This window comes from Streptomyces sp. NP-1717 (assembly GCF_022695985.1).
Classification (GTDB): Bacteria; Actinomycetota; Actinomycetes; order Streptomycetales; family Streptomycetaceae; genus Streptomyces.
Genome location: NZ_JAAPBF010000049.1, coordinates 1 through 15,419, shown reverse-complemented (window position 1 = coordinate 15,419; position 15,419 = coordinate 1). Strand labels below are relative to the sequence as shown.

12 protein-coding genes and 1 pseudogene are annotated in these 15,419 nt (G+C 71.6%); 5 read left to right on the top strand and 8 right to left on the bottom strand.

All coding sequences use genetic code 11. The features are described from left to right. Nucleotides 1-6: 6 nt before the first annotated feature. Nucleotides 7-795: an SAM-dependent methyltransferase gene (locus tag GXP76_RS13455; protein ID WP_242571746.1), complete on the bottom strand. Its 789-nt coding sequence runs from the start codon at nucleotides 793-795 to the stop codon at nucleotides 7-9. 78 nt (nucleotides 796-873) lie between these two features. Continuing rightward, nucleotides 874-1,380, bottom strand: a complete 507-nt coding sequence (locus GXP76_RS13450; RefSeq protein ID WP_242571745.1) for an N-acetyltransferase — start codon at nucleotides 1,378-1,380, stop codon at nucleotides 874-876. 41 nt (nucleotides 1,381-1,421) lie between these two features. On the opposite strand from GXP76_RS13450, the gene GXP76_RS13445 reads away from it, so the two are divergent. Together GXP76_RS13445 and GXP76_RS13440 are read left to right on the top strand one after the other, a co-directional pair. After that, the gene (locus tag GXP76_RS13445) at nucleotides 1,422-2,012 is read left to right on the top strand and encodes an AAA family ATPase (protein ID WP_242571744.1); all 591 of its coding nucleotides are present in this window, start codon (nucleotides 1,422-1,424) and stop codon (nucleotides 2,010-2,012) included. A gap of 77 nt (nucleotides 2,013-2,089) precedes the next feature. Further along, nucleotides 2,090-2,710, top strand: a complete 621-nt coding sequence (locus tag GXP76_RS13440) for a putative glycolipid-binding domain-containing protein (protein ID WP_242571743.1) — start codon at nucleotides 2,090-2,092, stop codon at nucleotides 2,708-2,710. 35 nt (nucleotides 2,711-2,745) lie between these two features. Here GXP76_RS13440 and GXP76_RS13435 read toward each other — a convergent pair whose 3' ends face one another. After that, entirely contained in the window at nucleotides 2,746-3,204 is a 459-nt protein-coding gene (locus GXP76_RS13435; protein WP_242571742.1) for a nuclear transport factor 2 family protein, read from the bottom strand. Between the two features lie 123 nt (nucleotides 3,205-3,327). Here GXP76_RS13435 and GXP76_RS13430 point away from each other — a divergent pair, with 123 nt between their 5' ends. Continuing rightward, a complete protein-coding gene (locus GXP76_RS13430; protein WP_242571741.1) occupies nucleotides 3,328-4,203 on the top strand; it encodes a LysR substrate-binding domain-containing protein in 876 nt (291 codons plus the stop codon). A gap of 211 nt (nucleotides 4,204-4,414) precedes the next feature. Beyond that, on the top strand, nucleotides 4,415-5,707 hold the full coding sequence (locus GXP76_RS13425; RefSeq protein ID WP_242571762.1) for an enolase C-terminal domain-like protein: 1,293 nt from the start codon (nucleotides 4,415-4,417) through the stop codon (nucleotides 5,705-5,707). A 16-nt stretch (nucleotides 5,708-5,723) separates the two neighbouring features. Here GXP76_RS13425 and GXP76_RS13420 read toward each other — a convergent pair whose 3' ends face one another. The 4 genes from GXP76_RS13420 to GXP76_RS13405 all read right to left on the bottom strand — a co-directional run bounded on the left by GXP76_RS13420 (nucleotide 5,724) and on the right by GXP76_RS13405 (nucleotide 8,496). Next, nucleotides 5,724-6,479: a S1 family peptidase gene (locus tag GXP76_RS13420; RefSeq protein WP_242571740.1), complete on the bottom strand. Its 756-nt coding sequence runs from the start codon at nucleotides 6,477-6,479 to the stop codon at nucleotides 5,724-5,726. A gap of 139 nt (nucleotides 6,480-6,618) precedes the next feature. Then, nucleotides 6,619-7,254 (bottom strand): methylated-DNA--[protein]-cysteine S-methyltransferase, encoded by a 636-nt coding sequence (locus GXP76_RS13415; protein WP_242571739.1) that lies wholly within the window; start codon nucleotides 7,252-7,254, stop codon nucleotides 6,619-6,621. Beyond that, the gene (locus GXP76_RS13410) at nucleotides 7,251-7,877 is read right to left on the bottom strand and encodes an RNA polymerase sigma factor (protein ID WP_242571738.1); all 627 of its coding nucleotides are present in this window, start codon (nucleotides 7,875-7,877) and stop codon (nucleotides 7,251-7,253) included. The genes GXP76_RS13415 and GXP76_RS13410 overlap by 4 nt, the downstream gene beginning before the upstream one ends. A gap of 64 nt (nucleotides 7,878-7,941) precedes the next feature. Next, nucleotides 7,942-8,496 carry a methylated-DNA--[protein]-cysteine S-methyltransferase gene (locus GXP76_RS13405; protein ID WP_242571737.1) on the bottom strand — a complete coding sequence of 185 codons (555 nt, stop codon included), beginning with the start codon at nucleotides 8,494-8,496 and terminating at the stop codon, nucleotides 7,942-7,944. A gap of 587 nt (nucleotides 8,497-9,083) precedes the next feature. Between GXP76_RS13405 and GXP76_RS13400 the strand changes: the two genes are divergently transcribed. Then, on the top strand, nucleotides 9,084-13,910 hold the full coding sequence (locus tag GXP76_RS13400; RefSeq protein WP_308354129.1) for a polyketide synthase: 4,827 nt from the start codon (nucleotides 9,084-9,086) through the stop codon (nucleotides 13,908-13,910). Here the strand turns inward: GXP76_RS13400 and GXP76_RS13395 are convergent. Then, nucleotides 13,831-15,415, bottom strand: a pseudogene (locus GXP76_RS13395) (MDR family MFS transporter); the annotation flags it as partial. The gene GXP76_RS13400 and the pseudogene GXP76_RS13395 overlap by 80 nt on opposite strands. Nucleotides 15,416-15,419: the final 4 nt, after the last annotated feature.

The following is a 15,419-nucleotide window of genomic DNA, read 5'->3' as shown; positions in this document are numbered from 1 at the left end:
AAGGGGTCAGCGCACGCGCGCCGCTCCCACGTAGAAGCCACTCTCCTCGTCCGCCGGCGCCGGTGTGTCCCTGAACCACTCCGGGGCGCGGACGAGCCCCGGCTCCACCAGGTCCAGCCCGTCGAAGAACCGCTCGACCTCCGCCCGGGTGCGGGGCCGCAGGGTGATGCCGCCGGACTGATAGGTGCCGGTGACCTTCTTCGCCTGTTCGGGGTCCAGGAAGTCGGCGGTGCCGTGCGAGATGATCAGGAGACTGCCCGACGGCAGGGCGTCGACGAGGGTCCGGGTGACGCTGTAGGGATCGTCGTCGTCCCCGAGGAAGTGCAGGACCGCGACGAGCGACAGCGCGACGGGCCGGTCGAAGTCCAGGAAACGGCGGGCGTGTTCGAGGACCTCTGCCGGCTGGCGTACGTCGGTCTCGACGTAGTCGGTCGCCCCTTCGTCGGTGCTGATCAGCAGGGCCTCGGCGTGCCGGAGCACGACCGGGTCGTTGTCCGCGTAGACGATCCGCGCGGACGGGACGATCTTCTGCACGATCTGGTGCAGGTTGGGCTGGGTGGGTATGCCGGTCCCGATGTCGAGGAACTGGTCGAACCCGCTCCTGGCCGCCCAGGCGACGGCACGGTGCATGAACTCCCGGTTGATCTGCGCGCCCCGCTGCGCCCCCTTGGCCAGCTTCTCCGCCAGCTCCCGGTCGACCGGGTAGTTGTCCTTGCCACCCAGGAAGTAGTCGTAGAGCCGGGCCGGGTGCGGCTTGCTGGTGTCGATCTGCGGCTTTGGGGTGCCAGATGTCATGCGCCGGATTATGTCACCACGGGCATGCGCGCGGTGACCAACTGCTTTGCCCCGTGGGCTTGTTCGGGTCGCCCCCGGTCAGCTGACGGCCAGTCGGTAGACCTGCCGCGAGCCGCCCTCCGGACCGGGCTCGGTCATCTCGGCGGGGGTGAAGCCCAGTCGCTCGTAGAAGACGCGCGCGCCGCTGTCGACGGCGCCCGGGTGGTCGGCCCCGAAGGTGACCACCTCGACGGTCCCGGGGCCGGTGACGCGCCTCCTCATGGCCTCCGCCATCAGCGCGGCGCCGACTCCCCGTCCGCGCGCCCGGCCCGAGACGACGAGCCAGTGGATGTGGAGGACAGGGGCGTCCGACCCGAACAACAGGCCGCCGAGCAGGGGTGGTTGAGGAGGCGGTGCCACGCCCGCATCCGGAGCCGGGCCGGGGTCCGCGCCGACGGCGACGAGTGCCCTGGAGCCACGCATGTGCTCGACCACGGCCTCACTGAAGCCGGGATCGTCGACCATCGGCCCGAACCAGTGCTCCACCTGGGCGGCGAGGCCGAGAAAGCCGGGCAGGTCGCGCTCCCGCGCGAGTCTCACGATCATGCGGGCATTGTCGCAGTGCCGAAGTCCTCCACAATGGTGGTGTGGCGGATACGAAGACGGGCCCGGGCCCGCAACCGACGCTGATCGTCGTCAGCGGGCCTCCGGGCACCGGCAAGACCACGCTCGCGCACGAGATCGCACGCGCCGTGGGCTGCCCCGCCGTCTGCCGGGACGAGATCAAGGAGGGCATGGTCCACGCCACACCCGGGTTCACACCGGACCTCGGCGACGCGCTGAACCGCCGCACACTGCCCGCGTTCTTCGGTGTGCTCGACCTGCTGCTCCGCGCCGGGGTGACGACGGTCGCGGAGGCCGCCTTCCAGGACCGGTTGTGGCGGCCCGGTCTGGAGCCTCTGCGGGACAGGGCCGAGCTTCGGGTCGTGCACTGTTCGGTCGACGCGGAGCTGGCGCTCGCGCGGCGGCTGCGCCGGGCCGAGGAGGATCCCGTACGCGCGGCGCACGAACCCGCGGCGCCGCTCGATCCGGCGGCGCACACCCGGAGCCACGACGGATTCGACCGGGTGGCGGTCGACGCGCCATGGATCGAGGTCGACACGGCGGACGGCTACGCCCCCGGCCTCAAGGAGATCGTGGCCTTCGCGACCGGCGGCGGCCGGCAGCCTCTCGGGTGATCTCGCGGCGTCTTCACGGACTCTCCGGATCGCGCGTCCGCCTCCCACGGGCGGGCGGGTCGTGAAACCGTACGGGGATGAGTACCTTCGTACCGCCGCCCGCGACCGCCGCATGGGCGCACGAGCACGCGCGGCAGGGCTTCGAGGTCGTCTACTTCCGGCGCTCGGGCGACGTACGGCGGGACCAGCACACACCGCGCGGACAGGACTGGCTGCGTGTCGTCGGGTGCACGACCGCCGTCGAGGACGGCCGGACCTGGACGGTGGACTACGACATCACCCTGGACTCCGGCTGGGTGACGCGCCGGGCCGTCGTCACCTCCCGGTCCGAGGCCGGAACGCGCTCGACGGTGCTCCAGGCCGACGGAGCGGGCCGCTGGCGGGTGGACGGGGCGCCGGCGCCGTATCTCGACGGGTGTCTCGACGTCGATCTGGAGTCGTCGGCGATGACCAACGCCCTTCCCGTGCACCGCTTCCGGCTGCCCGTGGGGACGCTGACGGCGGCGCCTGCCGCGTACGTACGGGCGCTCGACCTGTCCGTCGAACGTCTCGACCAGGAGTACCGGCGCACCGCCGACGAGGGGCCCCGGCAGTGTTACGACTACTCGGCCCCGGTCTTCGACTTCCGCTGCCGGCTGGTCTACGACGAGTCGGGTCTGGTGCTCTCGTACCCGGGGATCGCCATCCGCGCCGTATAGCGCGCCCGTTCACACCCGACCACGGGACCACCCGGTCACCGGATCGGGAACTCGCTCCCGTGCTCGCTCTCCGGACGCGCACCGAACACACGCCGCTCGGACTCGTCGATGCGCAGGTCGTTGATGCTCGCCTCGCGGCGCCGCATCAGCCCGTTCCCGTCGAACTCCCACAGCTCGTTGCCGTAGCTGCGCCACCACTGCCCCGAGCTGTCGCGGCACTCGTACTGGAAGCGCACCGCGATCCGGTCGCCGTCGAACGCCCACAGGTTCTTACGGAGCGCGTAGTCGAGCTCCCGCGACCACTTGGCGCTCAGGAACTCCACGATCGCCGGGCGCCCGGTGACGAAGGTGTCGCGGTTGCGCCAGACGGAATCGACCGTGTACGCGGCAGCGACGCGCTCGGGGTCGCGGGTGTTCCAGGCGTCCTCGGCGGCCTGCACCTTCTTCAGGGCTGCGGCACGGTCGAACGGCGGTACGGGCGGGCGGACGGTCATGGGCATCTCCTCAGGACGGTCGTGCCGACCATGCGGTGGGCTTGAGCCGGGTCCGGGGCTAGTATCGCGAAACGATTCTCGCCCACCGCCGCAATCGAATCCATCAATACCGGGAGAGCATCATTGTTCACGCTCGTCCAGCTGACCAACTTCGTCGCCGTCGCCGAGGAACTGCACTTCGGGCGGGCCGCCGAGCGGCTTCAGATGACGCAGCCGCCGCTCAGCCGCCAGATCCAGCTCCTTGAGGCGACCCTGCGGGTCCAGCTCTTCGACCGCACCAACCGTTCCGTGCGGCTGACGCCCGCCGGCCGCGCGTTCCTGCACGAGGCCCGCCGCATCCTGCGCCAGACCGAGCAGGCCACGATCGCCGTACGCCAGGTGTCGACCGGCGAGGCGGGCGCGATCGCCATCGGTTTCACCGCCGCCAGCGCGTACTCCATGCTCGGCAGGGTCCTCGACACCGCCCGCGCGGTCATGCCCGGGGTGGAGATCGTCCTGCGCGAGATGGTCACCGGCGACCAGCTCGACGCGCTGACCGAGTCGAGCCTGGACCTGGGGCTGGTACGGCCTCCGGTGAACAGCCCGGAGCTGAGCTCCCGGCCCGCCGCCACGGAACGGCTCGTGGCCGCGCTGCCCGCGGGCCACCCGCTCGCCGAGGGCGAGGGCGAGCTCGACATCGCCGCGTTCGACCGGCAGGACGTGCTGATGTACTCCACCAAGGAGTCCCGCTACTTCCATGAGCTGCTGATCAGTGTCTTCCGGGCGGCGGGCATCGCCCCCGCCTTCAGCCAGTATCTGAGCCAGGTCCACAGCATCCTCGCCCTGGTGAACGGCGGCTGGGGCATCGCGCTGGTCCCGGAGGCCGCCACCCAACTGCGTTACGCGGGCGTGGTCTTCAGGGACGTGCGCCTGGCGGCCCCGGCGCCGGTCGAGCTGTCGCTCACCTGGCGCACCGGCAACGACAATCCGGCGCTGCACGCCCTGCTCCGGCATCTGTGAGGGTGCGGGACCGAGCGTCCCATTCAATTTCGGTATCGCAGCATACGAAACAGGTGTTTGACCTGTATGCGTACGCGTCCTAGCTTCCTCGGTAGCGAGAGCCGTATCCCGCACCGATCCGGAAGGACTCCCCTTGAGCGCCCCCGCACCCGGTGCACGACCGCCACAGATCGTCTCGGTCCGCGTCATACCCGTCGCCGGGCAGGACAGCATGCTGCTCAATCTCAGCGGCGCGCACGCTCCCCACTTCACCCGCAACCTGGTCGTCCTGACCGACTCCGAGGGACGTACCGGCGTCGGTGAGGTGCCGGGGGGCGAGGGCATCCGGACGACGCTGGATGAGTCACGGGACCTGGTCGTGGGGCGGTCGGTCGGTGACCATCACGCCGTACTGCGCGCGGTACGCGAGCGCTTCGGCGACCGGGACACGGCGGGGCGCGGCACCCAGACCTTCGATCTGCGGGTCACGGTGCACGCGGTCACGGCGCTCGAATCGGCGCTGCTCGACCTGCTCGGGCAGCACCTCGGGCTGCCCCTGGGCGCGCTGCTGGGCGAGGGACTGCAGCGCGACAGGGTGCCCGTTCTCGGCTATCTCTTCTACGTGGGTGACCGGGGGCGTACCGATCTGGCGTACCGCGACGGGAGCGACGCGCGGGACGACTGGCTGAGGCTGCGCGACGAGGAGGCGCTGACCCCGGAGGCGATCGTCGGGCTCGCCGAGGCGGCCAGGCGCCGTTACGGCTTCCAGGACTTCAAGCTCAAGGGCGGTGTGCTGCCGGGGCACGAGGAGGCGGCGGCCGTGCGGGCGCTGGCCGAACGATTCCCGGAGGCGCGGATCACCCTGGACCCGAACGGTGCCTGGCCGCTGGCCGAAGCAGTGTCGCTGGGCCGTGAGTTGCGCGACGTCCTGGCGTACGCGGAGGACCCGTGCGGCGCGGAGGGCGGGTACTCGGGCCGCGAGACCATGGCCGAATTCCGCCGCGCGACCGGGCTGCGTACCGCGACGAACATGATCGCCACCGACTGGCGGCAGCTCGGGCACGCCGTACGCGCGGACGCGGTCGACATCCCGCTGGCCGACCCGCACTTCTGGACGATGAACGGTTCGGTGCGGGTGGCGCAGCTCTGCGAGGCGTGGGGGCTGACCTGGGGGTCGCACTCCAACAACCACTTCGATGTGTCCCTGGCGATGTTCACGCATGTCGCGGCGGCCGCTCCGGGCGACATCACGGCGATCGACACGCACTGGATCTGGCAGGACGGCCAGCGGCTGACGGTCCGGCCGTTCGAGATCGAGGACGGCATGCTTCAGGTGCCGGACCGGCCGGGGCTCGGGGTCGAGCTCGACATGGAGCGGGTGGAGGAGGCGCACGAGCTGTACCGGAGTCTCGGGCTGGGGGCCAGGGACGACGCGACGGCGATGCGGTATCTGGTGCCGGACTGGCAGTTCGACAACAAGCGCCCGGCGCTCGTACGCGACACCGCTCGCCGCCGCCCGCGGTAGACCTCGCCGCGGTCCCCTAGTACATGGACAGCCCGTAGACCGACAGCCACTCCACGACCGGCTGGTAGTAGGTGACGCCGCCGGACGTGCAGTTTCCGGACGAGGCGACGATGATGCCCAGCGCGGTCGTGCCGGAGTACGCGGGACCGCCCGCGTCACCGGGCTCGGAGCAGATGTTGGACCTGAAGAGTCCGCTCACCGAGCCCTCGGGGTAGTTGACCGTCAGGTTCACGCCCGTGACGGTGCCGCAGCGGACGCCGGTCGTGCGGCCGACGTGGCACATGGACTGGCCGACCGTCGGGTTCGCGGCGCGGGTGATGTCCTGCGTGCCGCCGGCGCCGAGCGCGACCTCGCCGGGGAAGGTGACCGTCGTGCTGTTGATGTAGCGGATGAGGGCGTAGTCGTTGCCCGGGAAGCTCGCTCCGGCGGTGGTGCCGATGAACACGGTCAGGGCCGCGTCCGCGTACCAGTTGGAGGAGCCCTGGGCGCAGCGCCCGGACACCAGGCCGAAGAAGGTGGCGCTGGTACGGGCGTTGAAGCCGACGGTGCAGCGGGTTCCGCTGCTGCTGTAGATGACGTTGCCGCCGCGTACCTCGACGGCCTTGCCGGTCGCGGCCGTCGACGCGGTGGCGGCGGGGACGCCTGCCTCCCGCGCGTACGCCGTCGATCCGGTGGCGGCGGACCAGCCGAGCAGCAGGGTCAGGGCCGCGACGGCGGACGCGGCCGTGCGGAGCGCTCTTCGGAACGGTCTCTCGTTGCGGTGCGGACTCATGTTCCCTCCCCGGTGATGGCATGTCATGCGCCTGCCATTGTGGAGGGGCGGGGTGGGATGTGTCAGTCCGAAAGACGCCATTCGGCCGGGTCCGGCCAGCCGTGTGACCCGACCCGGCCGAAGACCCCGGCCGCGCGGCTCACCCGCCGGTGTGCCGGGCCGCGGCCTCCAGATCCAGGAGGACGGACTTGGCGGCGGGGCCGCCCGCGTAACCGCCGAGCGTTCCGTCGCTGCGCAGCACGCGGTGGCAGGGGACGACGACGGGGAGCGGGTTGGTCGCGCAGGCCGTGCCGACCGCGCGGACCGCCTTCGGGTTGCCGACGAGGCGTGCGACCTCGGCGTAGCTCAGCGTGCGCCCGTAGGCGATCTCCGGGAGGTGGCGGTGCACCGACTGCCGGAACCCGTGCGACAGCGACAGGTCGAGGGGCAGGTCGAACGTCCTGCGGGCGCCGGCGAAGTACTGGTCGAGTTCGCGGGCCACGTCATCGAGGCGCTTGGGAGCGCGCAGCACCCGGGGACTCAGCGTCGTGGCGAGGGTGTCGAGGACCTTGTCGTGGTCCTGGTTGTGGAAGGCCACCCGGACGAGGCCCCGCTCGGTGGCGGCGAGCAGCAGGCGGCCGACGGGGCTGTCGACGACGGTGTACGCGACGTCCAGCAGGCCGTCGCGGCCGGCCGCGTCCTCCAGCGTGGTGTGGAGCCGGGCGAGGGTCGCGGGGTCCGCGGTGGCGCGGGCGAGGAGGGTGGAGAGGTCCGGGTCACCGGTGGTGTCCTTCACGGTGTCGCTCCTTTCAGCTTCGCGTTCTGACGTGACTCACGCGGCTCACGCGGCCTGCCCGGCTCACGCGGTCCATGTGGTTCGGGCCGACCGCGCGCGCCGGTGCCCGCGCCGGTGCCCGCGCCCGTATCCGCTTCTGCGGACGCGGCCCGGTCCGGGTCCGCGAGCGTCGTTCTGAGCGCCTTGATGCCGTCGGAGGCGGCGCGCCGTGCCGCCTCCGGGGTGCCGCCGACGATCTCCGCGACCTCCCGGTACGGCAGTCCGGCGAAGTGGTGGTACGCCACCGCCTGCCGCTGTTTCCCGGGCAGTGCCCTGACGGCTCGCCACAGGTCGTGGTCGGTCCCGCCGGGCAGTCCTACGGTCGACGGCCGCTCGGGCAGGTCCGCCACGGGGACCGCGTGCCGCCGCCCGGCGCGGGTGAGGTCGATGGCCTTGCGGTGGGCGATGGTCACGAGCCACGCCTCCACGTTGGCGTCGTCCGGCAGGTCCGGATAGGCGCGCATCGCCGCGAGGAACGTCTCCGACCAGGCGTCATCGGCGTCGTGGACGCCGACGACCGCCCGGCACACCCGGAGCACGGTGTCCGCGTGTTCCTCGACCACCCGCTCGAAAGGCTTCTTCATGTCCATCATTCTGTAGACGTCCGGGCCCCGGAGAACGTGAGGTCCGGCGTACGGTGAGCCGCGCTCAGAAGAGCCTGGCCTCCTTCACGGTCGGCGGCTCCTCGATCTCCAGGAGGCGCTGTTTGCGTTCGAGCCCGCCGGCGAAGCCGGTGAGCTTGCCGTTGCTGCCGACCACCCGGTGGCAGGCCACGATGATGGAGATCGGGTTGTGGCCGACCGCCTGGCCCACGGACTGCGCGAGCGCCTTGTTCCCGAGCCGTTCGGCGAGTTGGCCGTAGGTGGTCGTCTCGCCGAACGGGATCTCGCGGAGCATCGCCCAGACCCGCTCCTGGAACGCGTCCCCGTGCGTCCGTGTCGGCAGGTCGAACGCGGTCCGCTCGCCGTCCAGGTACTCGCCGAGCTGGGTCGCGGCCAGGGTGATCAGGGGGTCCTCGTGGGCGTCGACGCGCCTGCCGAGGCTCGCCTCGGACGGCATGTACCAGTGGTGCGGGAAGTACAGTCCGGTGATCGCGCCGCCCGACACCACCACGGTCAGCCCGCCGAGCGACGTCTCGACGACCGCGTGGCGGACGTCCGTTCGACTGCCCGCGTCCGCACTCGTGCCCGCGTCCGTGTTCATGGTCCCGGCCTCCCTCTCGTACCGCGTTCGCCTTCATCAAGCAGACGCGCGGGAGCGGAAGAACGTGAGGTCGTGGGGAGCGCGCGGCCCTCGCGGAGGTGCGGCGGGGTGGTTCTCGGCTGCGCTCCGTCGCCAATCTTTCGTCTCTCTGTGGACATTGAGTGTCGAAACGCTGCGAAAGAAGGTTTCCAGAAGCGCCGCCACCGGCCGTTTCGCGCCGCTGAACTGCCGAAACCGACCCATGAAGGCCATCGGGCCGACTCGCCGGAAATTCATCACGCTGCGTAGCCATAAGGCCGAAAGCGGACACCCATCGAGAAAGTTATTGTGATCTGAAGCACAGCCTCTGGCGCGGGCGCACGCCGAACGTTCCGCGAGCATGTCAGGTCGATATCAACGACATGATCCGCGGATGACACATATGAAAAACGGCTCCCAACCCCCCGCCCGACCGAATCCACCAGGCATCAAAGACGCACAGATGTTCGAAAAATGGGGACGGTGACTCTCTGCGATCGGTTGACTCTGGGGAAGCGCGGCTACTTAACTGCCAATCCCCACAACTGCCCCCCGCAACTGGAGAGTTCATGCGGACTCCAGGACCCTCCTGGTCCAACGACTTTTCCCTGCCGCATTCGGTCATCGTGATCAACCCTCTTCAACGGCCGTCCCCACGACTGACAGCCACGGCCGCCGCCGCCGGCGCGACAGGTGTCCTCGAACTCCCCGTCGAGGACCCCCGCGAGGTGGTCGACCTGCTCGACCGGACCTGCCGCTGGTCGTCCGTGCCGTTCGGCGTCCGCGTACGGGAGGGCTGTTCCGCGACCGCCGGTGAGCTGCCCGAACTCGTGGACACGGTGCTCCTCGCCGACCCCTCGCGGTCGCCCGCCGAGTTCGCCGGCCACCGTGTCCTGGTCGAAGTCACCTGCCTGGCCGAGGCGTTGAGCGCGGCCGAGGCCGGGGCTTGCGGACTGATCGTGCGCGGCTCGGAGAGCGGCGGACGCGCGGGCGAGCTGAGCACCTTCGTCCTTCTCCAGCAGGTGCTCGCCGAACCCGCCCTGGACCTGCCCGTCTGGGCCTGCGGCGGCATCGGCCCGCACACCGCGGCGGCGACCGTCGCCGGCGGCGCGGCCGGTGTCGTGCTCGACACCCAGCTCGCGCTGTTCGACGAGGCGGGACTGCCGACTGAACTCGCCGGCGTGCTGGCCGGGCTCGACGGCTCGGAGACCGTGCTGCACCACGGGACGCGCGTTCTGCGCCGCCGTGGCCCCGGGGCCCCCGAACTCCCCTCGGACCAGGCCGAGTTCGCCGCCCGGATCGGTACGGACGATCTCCGGACCCAGTTCGTCCCGCTCGGCCAGGACGCCTTTCTCGCCGCCTCGTTCGCCGAGCGCTGGACCACGGTGGCGGAGGCCGTACGCGGCATCGGGACCGCCATGGCGGAAGCCTTCGGCGACGACGCGCCGGCCGCCGCGCTGGCCGCCGGGTCGGCCGGAGCACGCGCACTCGGCACCCGGCTGCCCATCGCCCAGGGGCCGATGACGCGCGTCAGCGACGAGCCCGCCTTCGCGGCGGCCGTCGCGGCCGACGGCGGTCTGCCGTTCCTCGCGCTCGCCCTGGCGAACGCCGACCGGACCCGCTCGATGCTGCGGCACACCCGCGACGCGCTCGGCGACGCCAAGTGGGGCGTCGGAATCCTCGGTTTCGCCGACGAGGAGATCAAGGCCGCGCAGCTCGACGTCGTACGGGAGCTCAGGCCCACGCACGCCATCGTCGCGGGCGGCAGGCCGGCCCAGGCCGCCGCGCTGGAGGCGGAGGGCATCACGACCTTCCTGCATGTGCCCTCCCCCGGACTGCTGCGGCAGTTCCTGGCGGCGGGCGCGCGCCGGTTCATCTTCGAGGGCGCCGAGTGCGGCGGCCATGTCGGGCCGCGCAACAGCTTCCCGCTGTGGGAGGCGCAGACCGAGGTCCTGCTCGAATTCCTCGCCGAGGCCGAGGCCGGAGCCAAGGGGGGTGCCAAGGACGGAGCGGAGACGGCCGCCGAGCTGACCGTGCTCTTCGCCGGTGGCATCCACGACGACCGGTCCGCCGCGATGGCCGCCGCCCTGGCGGCGCCGCTGACCCGGGCGGGTGTCGCCTTCGGCGTACTCATGGGCACGGCCTACCTGTTCACCGAGGAGGCCGTACGCGGCGGCGCCATCCAGCCGCTCTTCCAGCGCCGGATCCTCGACGCCGAGCGGACCGATCTGCTGGAGACCGCCCCCGGTCACGCCACCCGGTGCGCACGCAGCGCCATCAGCGAGGACTTCACCGCCCTCAAGGACGAGCTGCGCGAACAGGGCGTGCCCGACCGGGAGATCTGGGAGCGGCTGGAGCGGTTCAATGTCGGCCGGCTGCGGCTCGCCAGCAAGGGCATCGAGCGCGTCGGCGACGACCTGCTCGCCGTCGACGAGACCCGGCAGGCCGACGAGGGCATGTTCATGGCGGGTGAGGTCGTGGTCCTGCGGGACGTGGTCACCACCGTCGCCGCGCTGCACCATTCGGTGACCGAGGGCGCCGCGGCCCGACTGCGCGTCAGGGCCGGCGAGCTGCGCGGTCCGCTCGGCATCGGCGCCGCCGAGGAGCGGCCGGCTCCCGAGCCGCTGCGGGTCGCCGTGGTCGGCATGGCGGGCATGTTCCCCGGCGCGCCCGACCTGGCGGACTTCTGGGCCAACATCCTCGCGGGCAAGGACTGCGTCACCGAGGTCCCGGCCCAGCGCTGGGACCAGGAGCGCTACTACGCGCCCGACGGCGACGGCGAGCGCACCCCCTCGCGCTGGGGCGGCTTCCTGCCGGAGATCCCGTTCGACCCGCTGCGCTACGGCATTCCGCCGGCCTCGCTCGCGGCCGTCGAACCGGTCCAGCTCCTCGCCCTGGAGGCCGCGCGGCGCGCGCTCGCCGACGCGGGGTACGACGCGAAGGGCACCGACCACGCCCGTACGTCGGTGGTGTTCGGCGCCGAGGCGGGCAGCGACCTGTCCAACGCGACGACGCTGCGTACGGTGCTGCCCGGCTACATCGGCGAGATCCCGGCCGCGCTCGACGAGCAACTGCCCCGGCTCACCGAGGACTCGTTCCCCGGGATGCTCGCCAACGTCATCGCGGGGCGCGTCGCCAACCGGCTCGACCTCGGCGGCGCCAACTACACCGTCGACGCCGCGTGTGCCTCCTCGCTCACCGCCGTGGACGTCGCCTGCAAGGAACTCGTCGCGGGCACCAGCGACATGGTGCTGTGCGGCGGCGCCGACCTGCACAACGGCATCAACGACTATCTGCTGTTCTCGTCCGTGCACGCGCTCTCCCCCACGGGACGCTCGGCCACCTTCGACGCCGCCGCCGACGGCATCGCCCTCGGCGAGGGTGTCGCCTGCGTGGTGCTCAAGCGCCTCGCCGACGCCGAGCGCGACGGCGACCGGGTGTACGCCGTCATCGACGGAGTGGGCAGCGCGAGCGACGGCCGCGCGCTCGGACTGACCGCGCCGCGTCCGGAGGGCCAGCACGCCGCCCTCACCCGCGCCTACCGCAACGCCGGTGTCTCGCCCGCCGATGTGGGGCTGGTCGAGGCGCACGGCACGGGGACCGTCGTCGGGGACCGTACCGAACTGGGCACGCTCACCGAGGTGTTCACCGAGGCCGGTGCGGAGGTGGCCAGTTGCGCGGTCGGCTCGGTCAAGTCCCAGATCGGGCACACCAAGTGCGCCGCCGGGCTCGCCGGACTGATCAAGGTGACCCTGGCGCTCTACCACGGCGTGAAGCCGCCGACCCTGCATCTGAAGGAGCCCAACGCCGCCTGGAAGTCGGCGAGCAGCCCGTTCGTCTTCCACACGAAGGCGACGCCGTGGGCGGTGGAGCCCGCTGAGCGTGTCGCGGGAGTCAGCGCCTTCGGATTCGGCGGCACCAACTTCCACGCCGTTCTACGCGCGTACACCCAGGCGCCACCCACGCATGCCCTCGACACCTGGCCGGCCGAACTCCTCACGTTCCGGGGCCTGGACGCCGAGGCCGCACGGCGGTCGGTCCGAGCCCTTCAGGACCTCCTCGCCAAGGGTGGCCGGTGGAGACTGCGCGACTACGCGCGTAGCGCCGCACAGCGAAGCGACCGGGGCGCGGTCCGTGGCGAGCGCGTGTGGATCGCCGTGGTGGCGGACAGCCTCGCCGAGCTGCCCGAACTGCTGCGCCGCGCGGCCGAGGGGGAGCACGCACCGGAGGCGGGAATCCACGCGGCCGAGACCGCCGGGACGGCTCAGGGAGCCGGGACCGACGACGGGAAACTGGCGTTCCTCTTCCCCGGACAGGGCAGTCAGCGTCCGGGCATGCTCGCCGAACTCTTCGTCGCCTTCCCGGAGTTGCAGCGCCATCTCCAGCTCGGCGCGCGCTGGGCCGATGTCCTCCATCCCCCGGCCGCCTTCGGCGAGCAGGGCAGGGCGGATCAGCTGGCCCGTATCACCGACACGGCCGTCGCCCAGCCCACGCTGGGCATGGTCGAACTCGCCGCCGCCGAGTTGCTCGCCTCCGTCGGCGTACGTCCGGCCATGGCGGCGGGACACAGTTACGGCGAACTGGTCGCGCTCGGAGTGGCCGGAGCGCTCTCCCCGCAGGACGTCATCATGGCGAGCGCCGAGCGCGCCGAGGCCATCCTGGCCCGGACGGCGGGCGGTGACCCCGGCACGATGGCCGCCGTCACCGCGTCGCCCGAGCAGGTGGACGAGGTGCTGCGGCTGGCCGGTCTCGCCGGTGAGGTGGTGGCCGCGAACCGTAACTCGCCCACCCAGACGGTCATTTCGGGACCGACCGAGCAGGTGGCCGCGGCCGTCGCGCGGCTTCGGGACGCCGGACACTCCGTCAAACCGCTCCAGGTGGCGTGCGCCTTCCACAGTCCGCTGCTCGCGGGCGCGGGCGAGGCCTTCGCCGAGCGCCTGGGCGAACTGACCGTCTATCCGCCCGCGTTCGACGTATGGGCCAACCGCACGGCCGAGCCCTATCCGGCGGATCCCGCCGGGGTACGGGCGGGGCTCGCCGCGCAGATCGGCTCGCCCGTCAGGTTCGCCGAGCAGATCGAGGCCATGTACGCGGCCGGTGCCCGGGTGTTCACCGAGGTCGGGCCGGGCCGGGTGCTGAGCCGGCTGGTCTCGGCCGTCCTCGGTGACCGTCCCCACCGCACGATTCCGCTCGACGGCGGGCGGGGCGGCGGACTGTCCGGTCTCCTCACCGCGCTGGCCCAGCTCGCCGTGAGCGGAGCCGATGTCCGCACCGGCAGGCTCTTCCGGGGCCGGGACGCGGTGGACTCGGCGGCGGAGGCGTTGTGGGACACCAGCGGTTTCTCCTTGAGGAAGCAGGCGATGAGCAGGCCGAGCAGAAGCACCGGCACGAGATAGAGGAAGATCCGCGGCATCGCGTCCGCGTACGCCTGGATGTAGCTGTCGCGCAGCTCGGGCGGCATCGCGTGCACCATCTGCGGTGTGATGGATTCGGCGCTGGGCAGCCCGGCGCCGGACGGGATGCGCTCGACGAGCGCGTCGGTGAGCCGGTCGGCGAAGAGCGTGCCGAAGATGGCGGCGCCGACGCTGCCGCCGATCTGCCGGAAGTAGTTGTTGGCGCTGGTGGCGGTGCCGAGGTCGGAGGGCTGGACCGAGTTCTGCACGGCGAGGATCAGGACCGGCATGACCAGGCCGATGCCGATGCCGAGGACCGCCTGCCAGAGGCTGTATTCGAGCCGGGACGTGCCGGTCTCCAGCCGGGACAGCAGCCACATGCCGACGGCGGAGACGGCGCTGCCGAGGATGGGGTAGATCCGGTAGTGGCCGGTGCGGCTGATGAGCTGGCCGGAGACGACGGAGGCGGCGACGATGCCGCCCATCATGGGCAGCATCAGCAGGCCGGACTCGGTGGCCGAGGCGCCGTCGACCATCTGGAGGAAGGTCGGCAGATAGCTGGCGGCGCCGAAGAGCGCGATGCCGACGACCGCGCCGACGAGTCCGGTGATGTTGAAGATCGAGTCGCGGAACAGCCGCAGCGGGATGATCGGTTCGGGCGCGAAGTGCTCGACCACCACGAACAGGACGGCCGTCACGACGGCGCCGGCGGCGAGGCCGAGGATCTCGCGCGAGCCCCACTCGTACTCCGTACCGCCCCAACTGGTCAGCAGGACCAGGCACGTCGAGGCGGCTGCGAGCAGCACCGCGCCCATGACGTCGAGCCGCGCCTTGCCGCTGGGCTTGGGGAGTCTGAGTACGACGGTGACGACGGCGAGCGTGACGAGGCCGAACGGCACGTTGAAGTAGAAGCACCAGCGCCAGGAGACGTGGTCGGTGAAGAAGCCGCCGAGCAGCGGTCCGGCGACCGAGGCGAGACCGAACGCGCCGCCGATGAGGCCCATGTAGCGGCCGCGTTCACGGGGCGGCACGATGTCGGCGATGATCGCCTGGACGCCGATCATGAGTCCGCCGGCGCCGACGCCCTGGAGGGCGCGGAAGGCGATGAGTTCGTTCATGGTGCGCGACCAGCCGGCCAGGGCCGATCCGACGACGAACACGACGATGGCGAACTGGAAGACGCCCTTGCGGCCGAAGAGGTCGCCGAGCTTGCCGTAGATCGGCAGGCCGATCGTGGAGGTCAGCAGGTAGGCGGTGATGGCCCAGGGCATCCGGTCGAGGCCCTGCAGCTCCCCGACGATCTTCGGCAGGGCGGTGGCGACGATCATCTGCTCCAGCGCCGCGAGCAGCAGCGCGAGCATGAGGCCGGTGAAGACCAACCGCACCCGGCGGGGGGAGAGTTCCCCGCCCGGGGTGGCGGCGCCGGTGGTAGGTGGGGGCGGTTCGGTCGCGGCCGGGGCGGGCACGGCGGCCTGCTCGTCGTCCTTCACCAGCGTGATCCCACCCACGAAT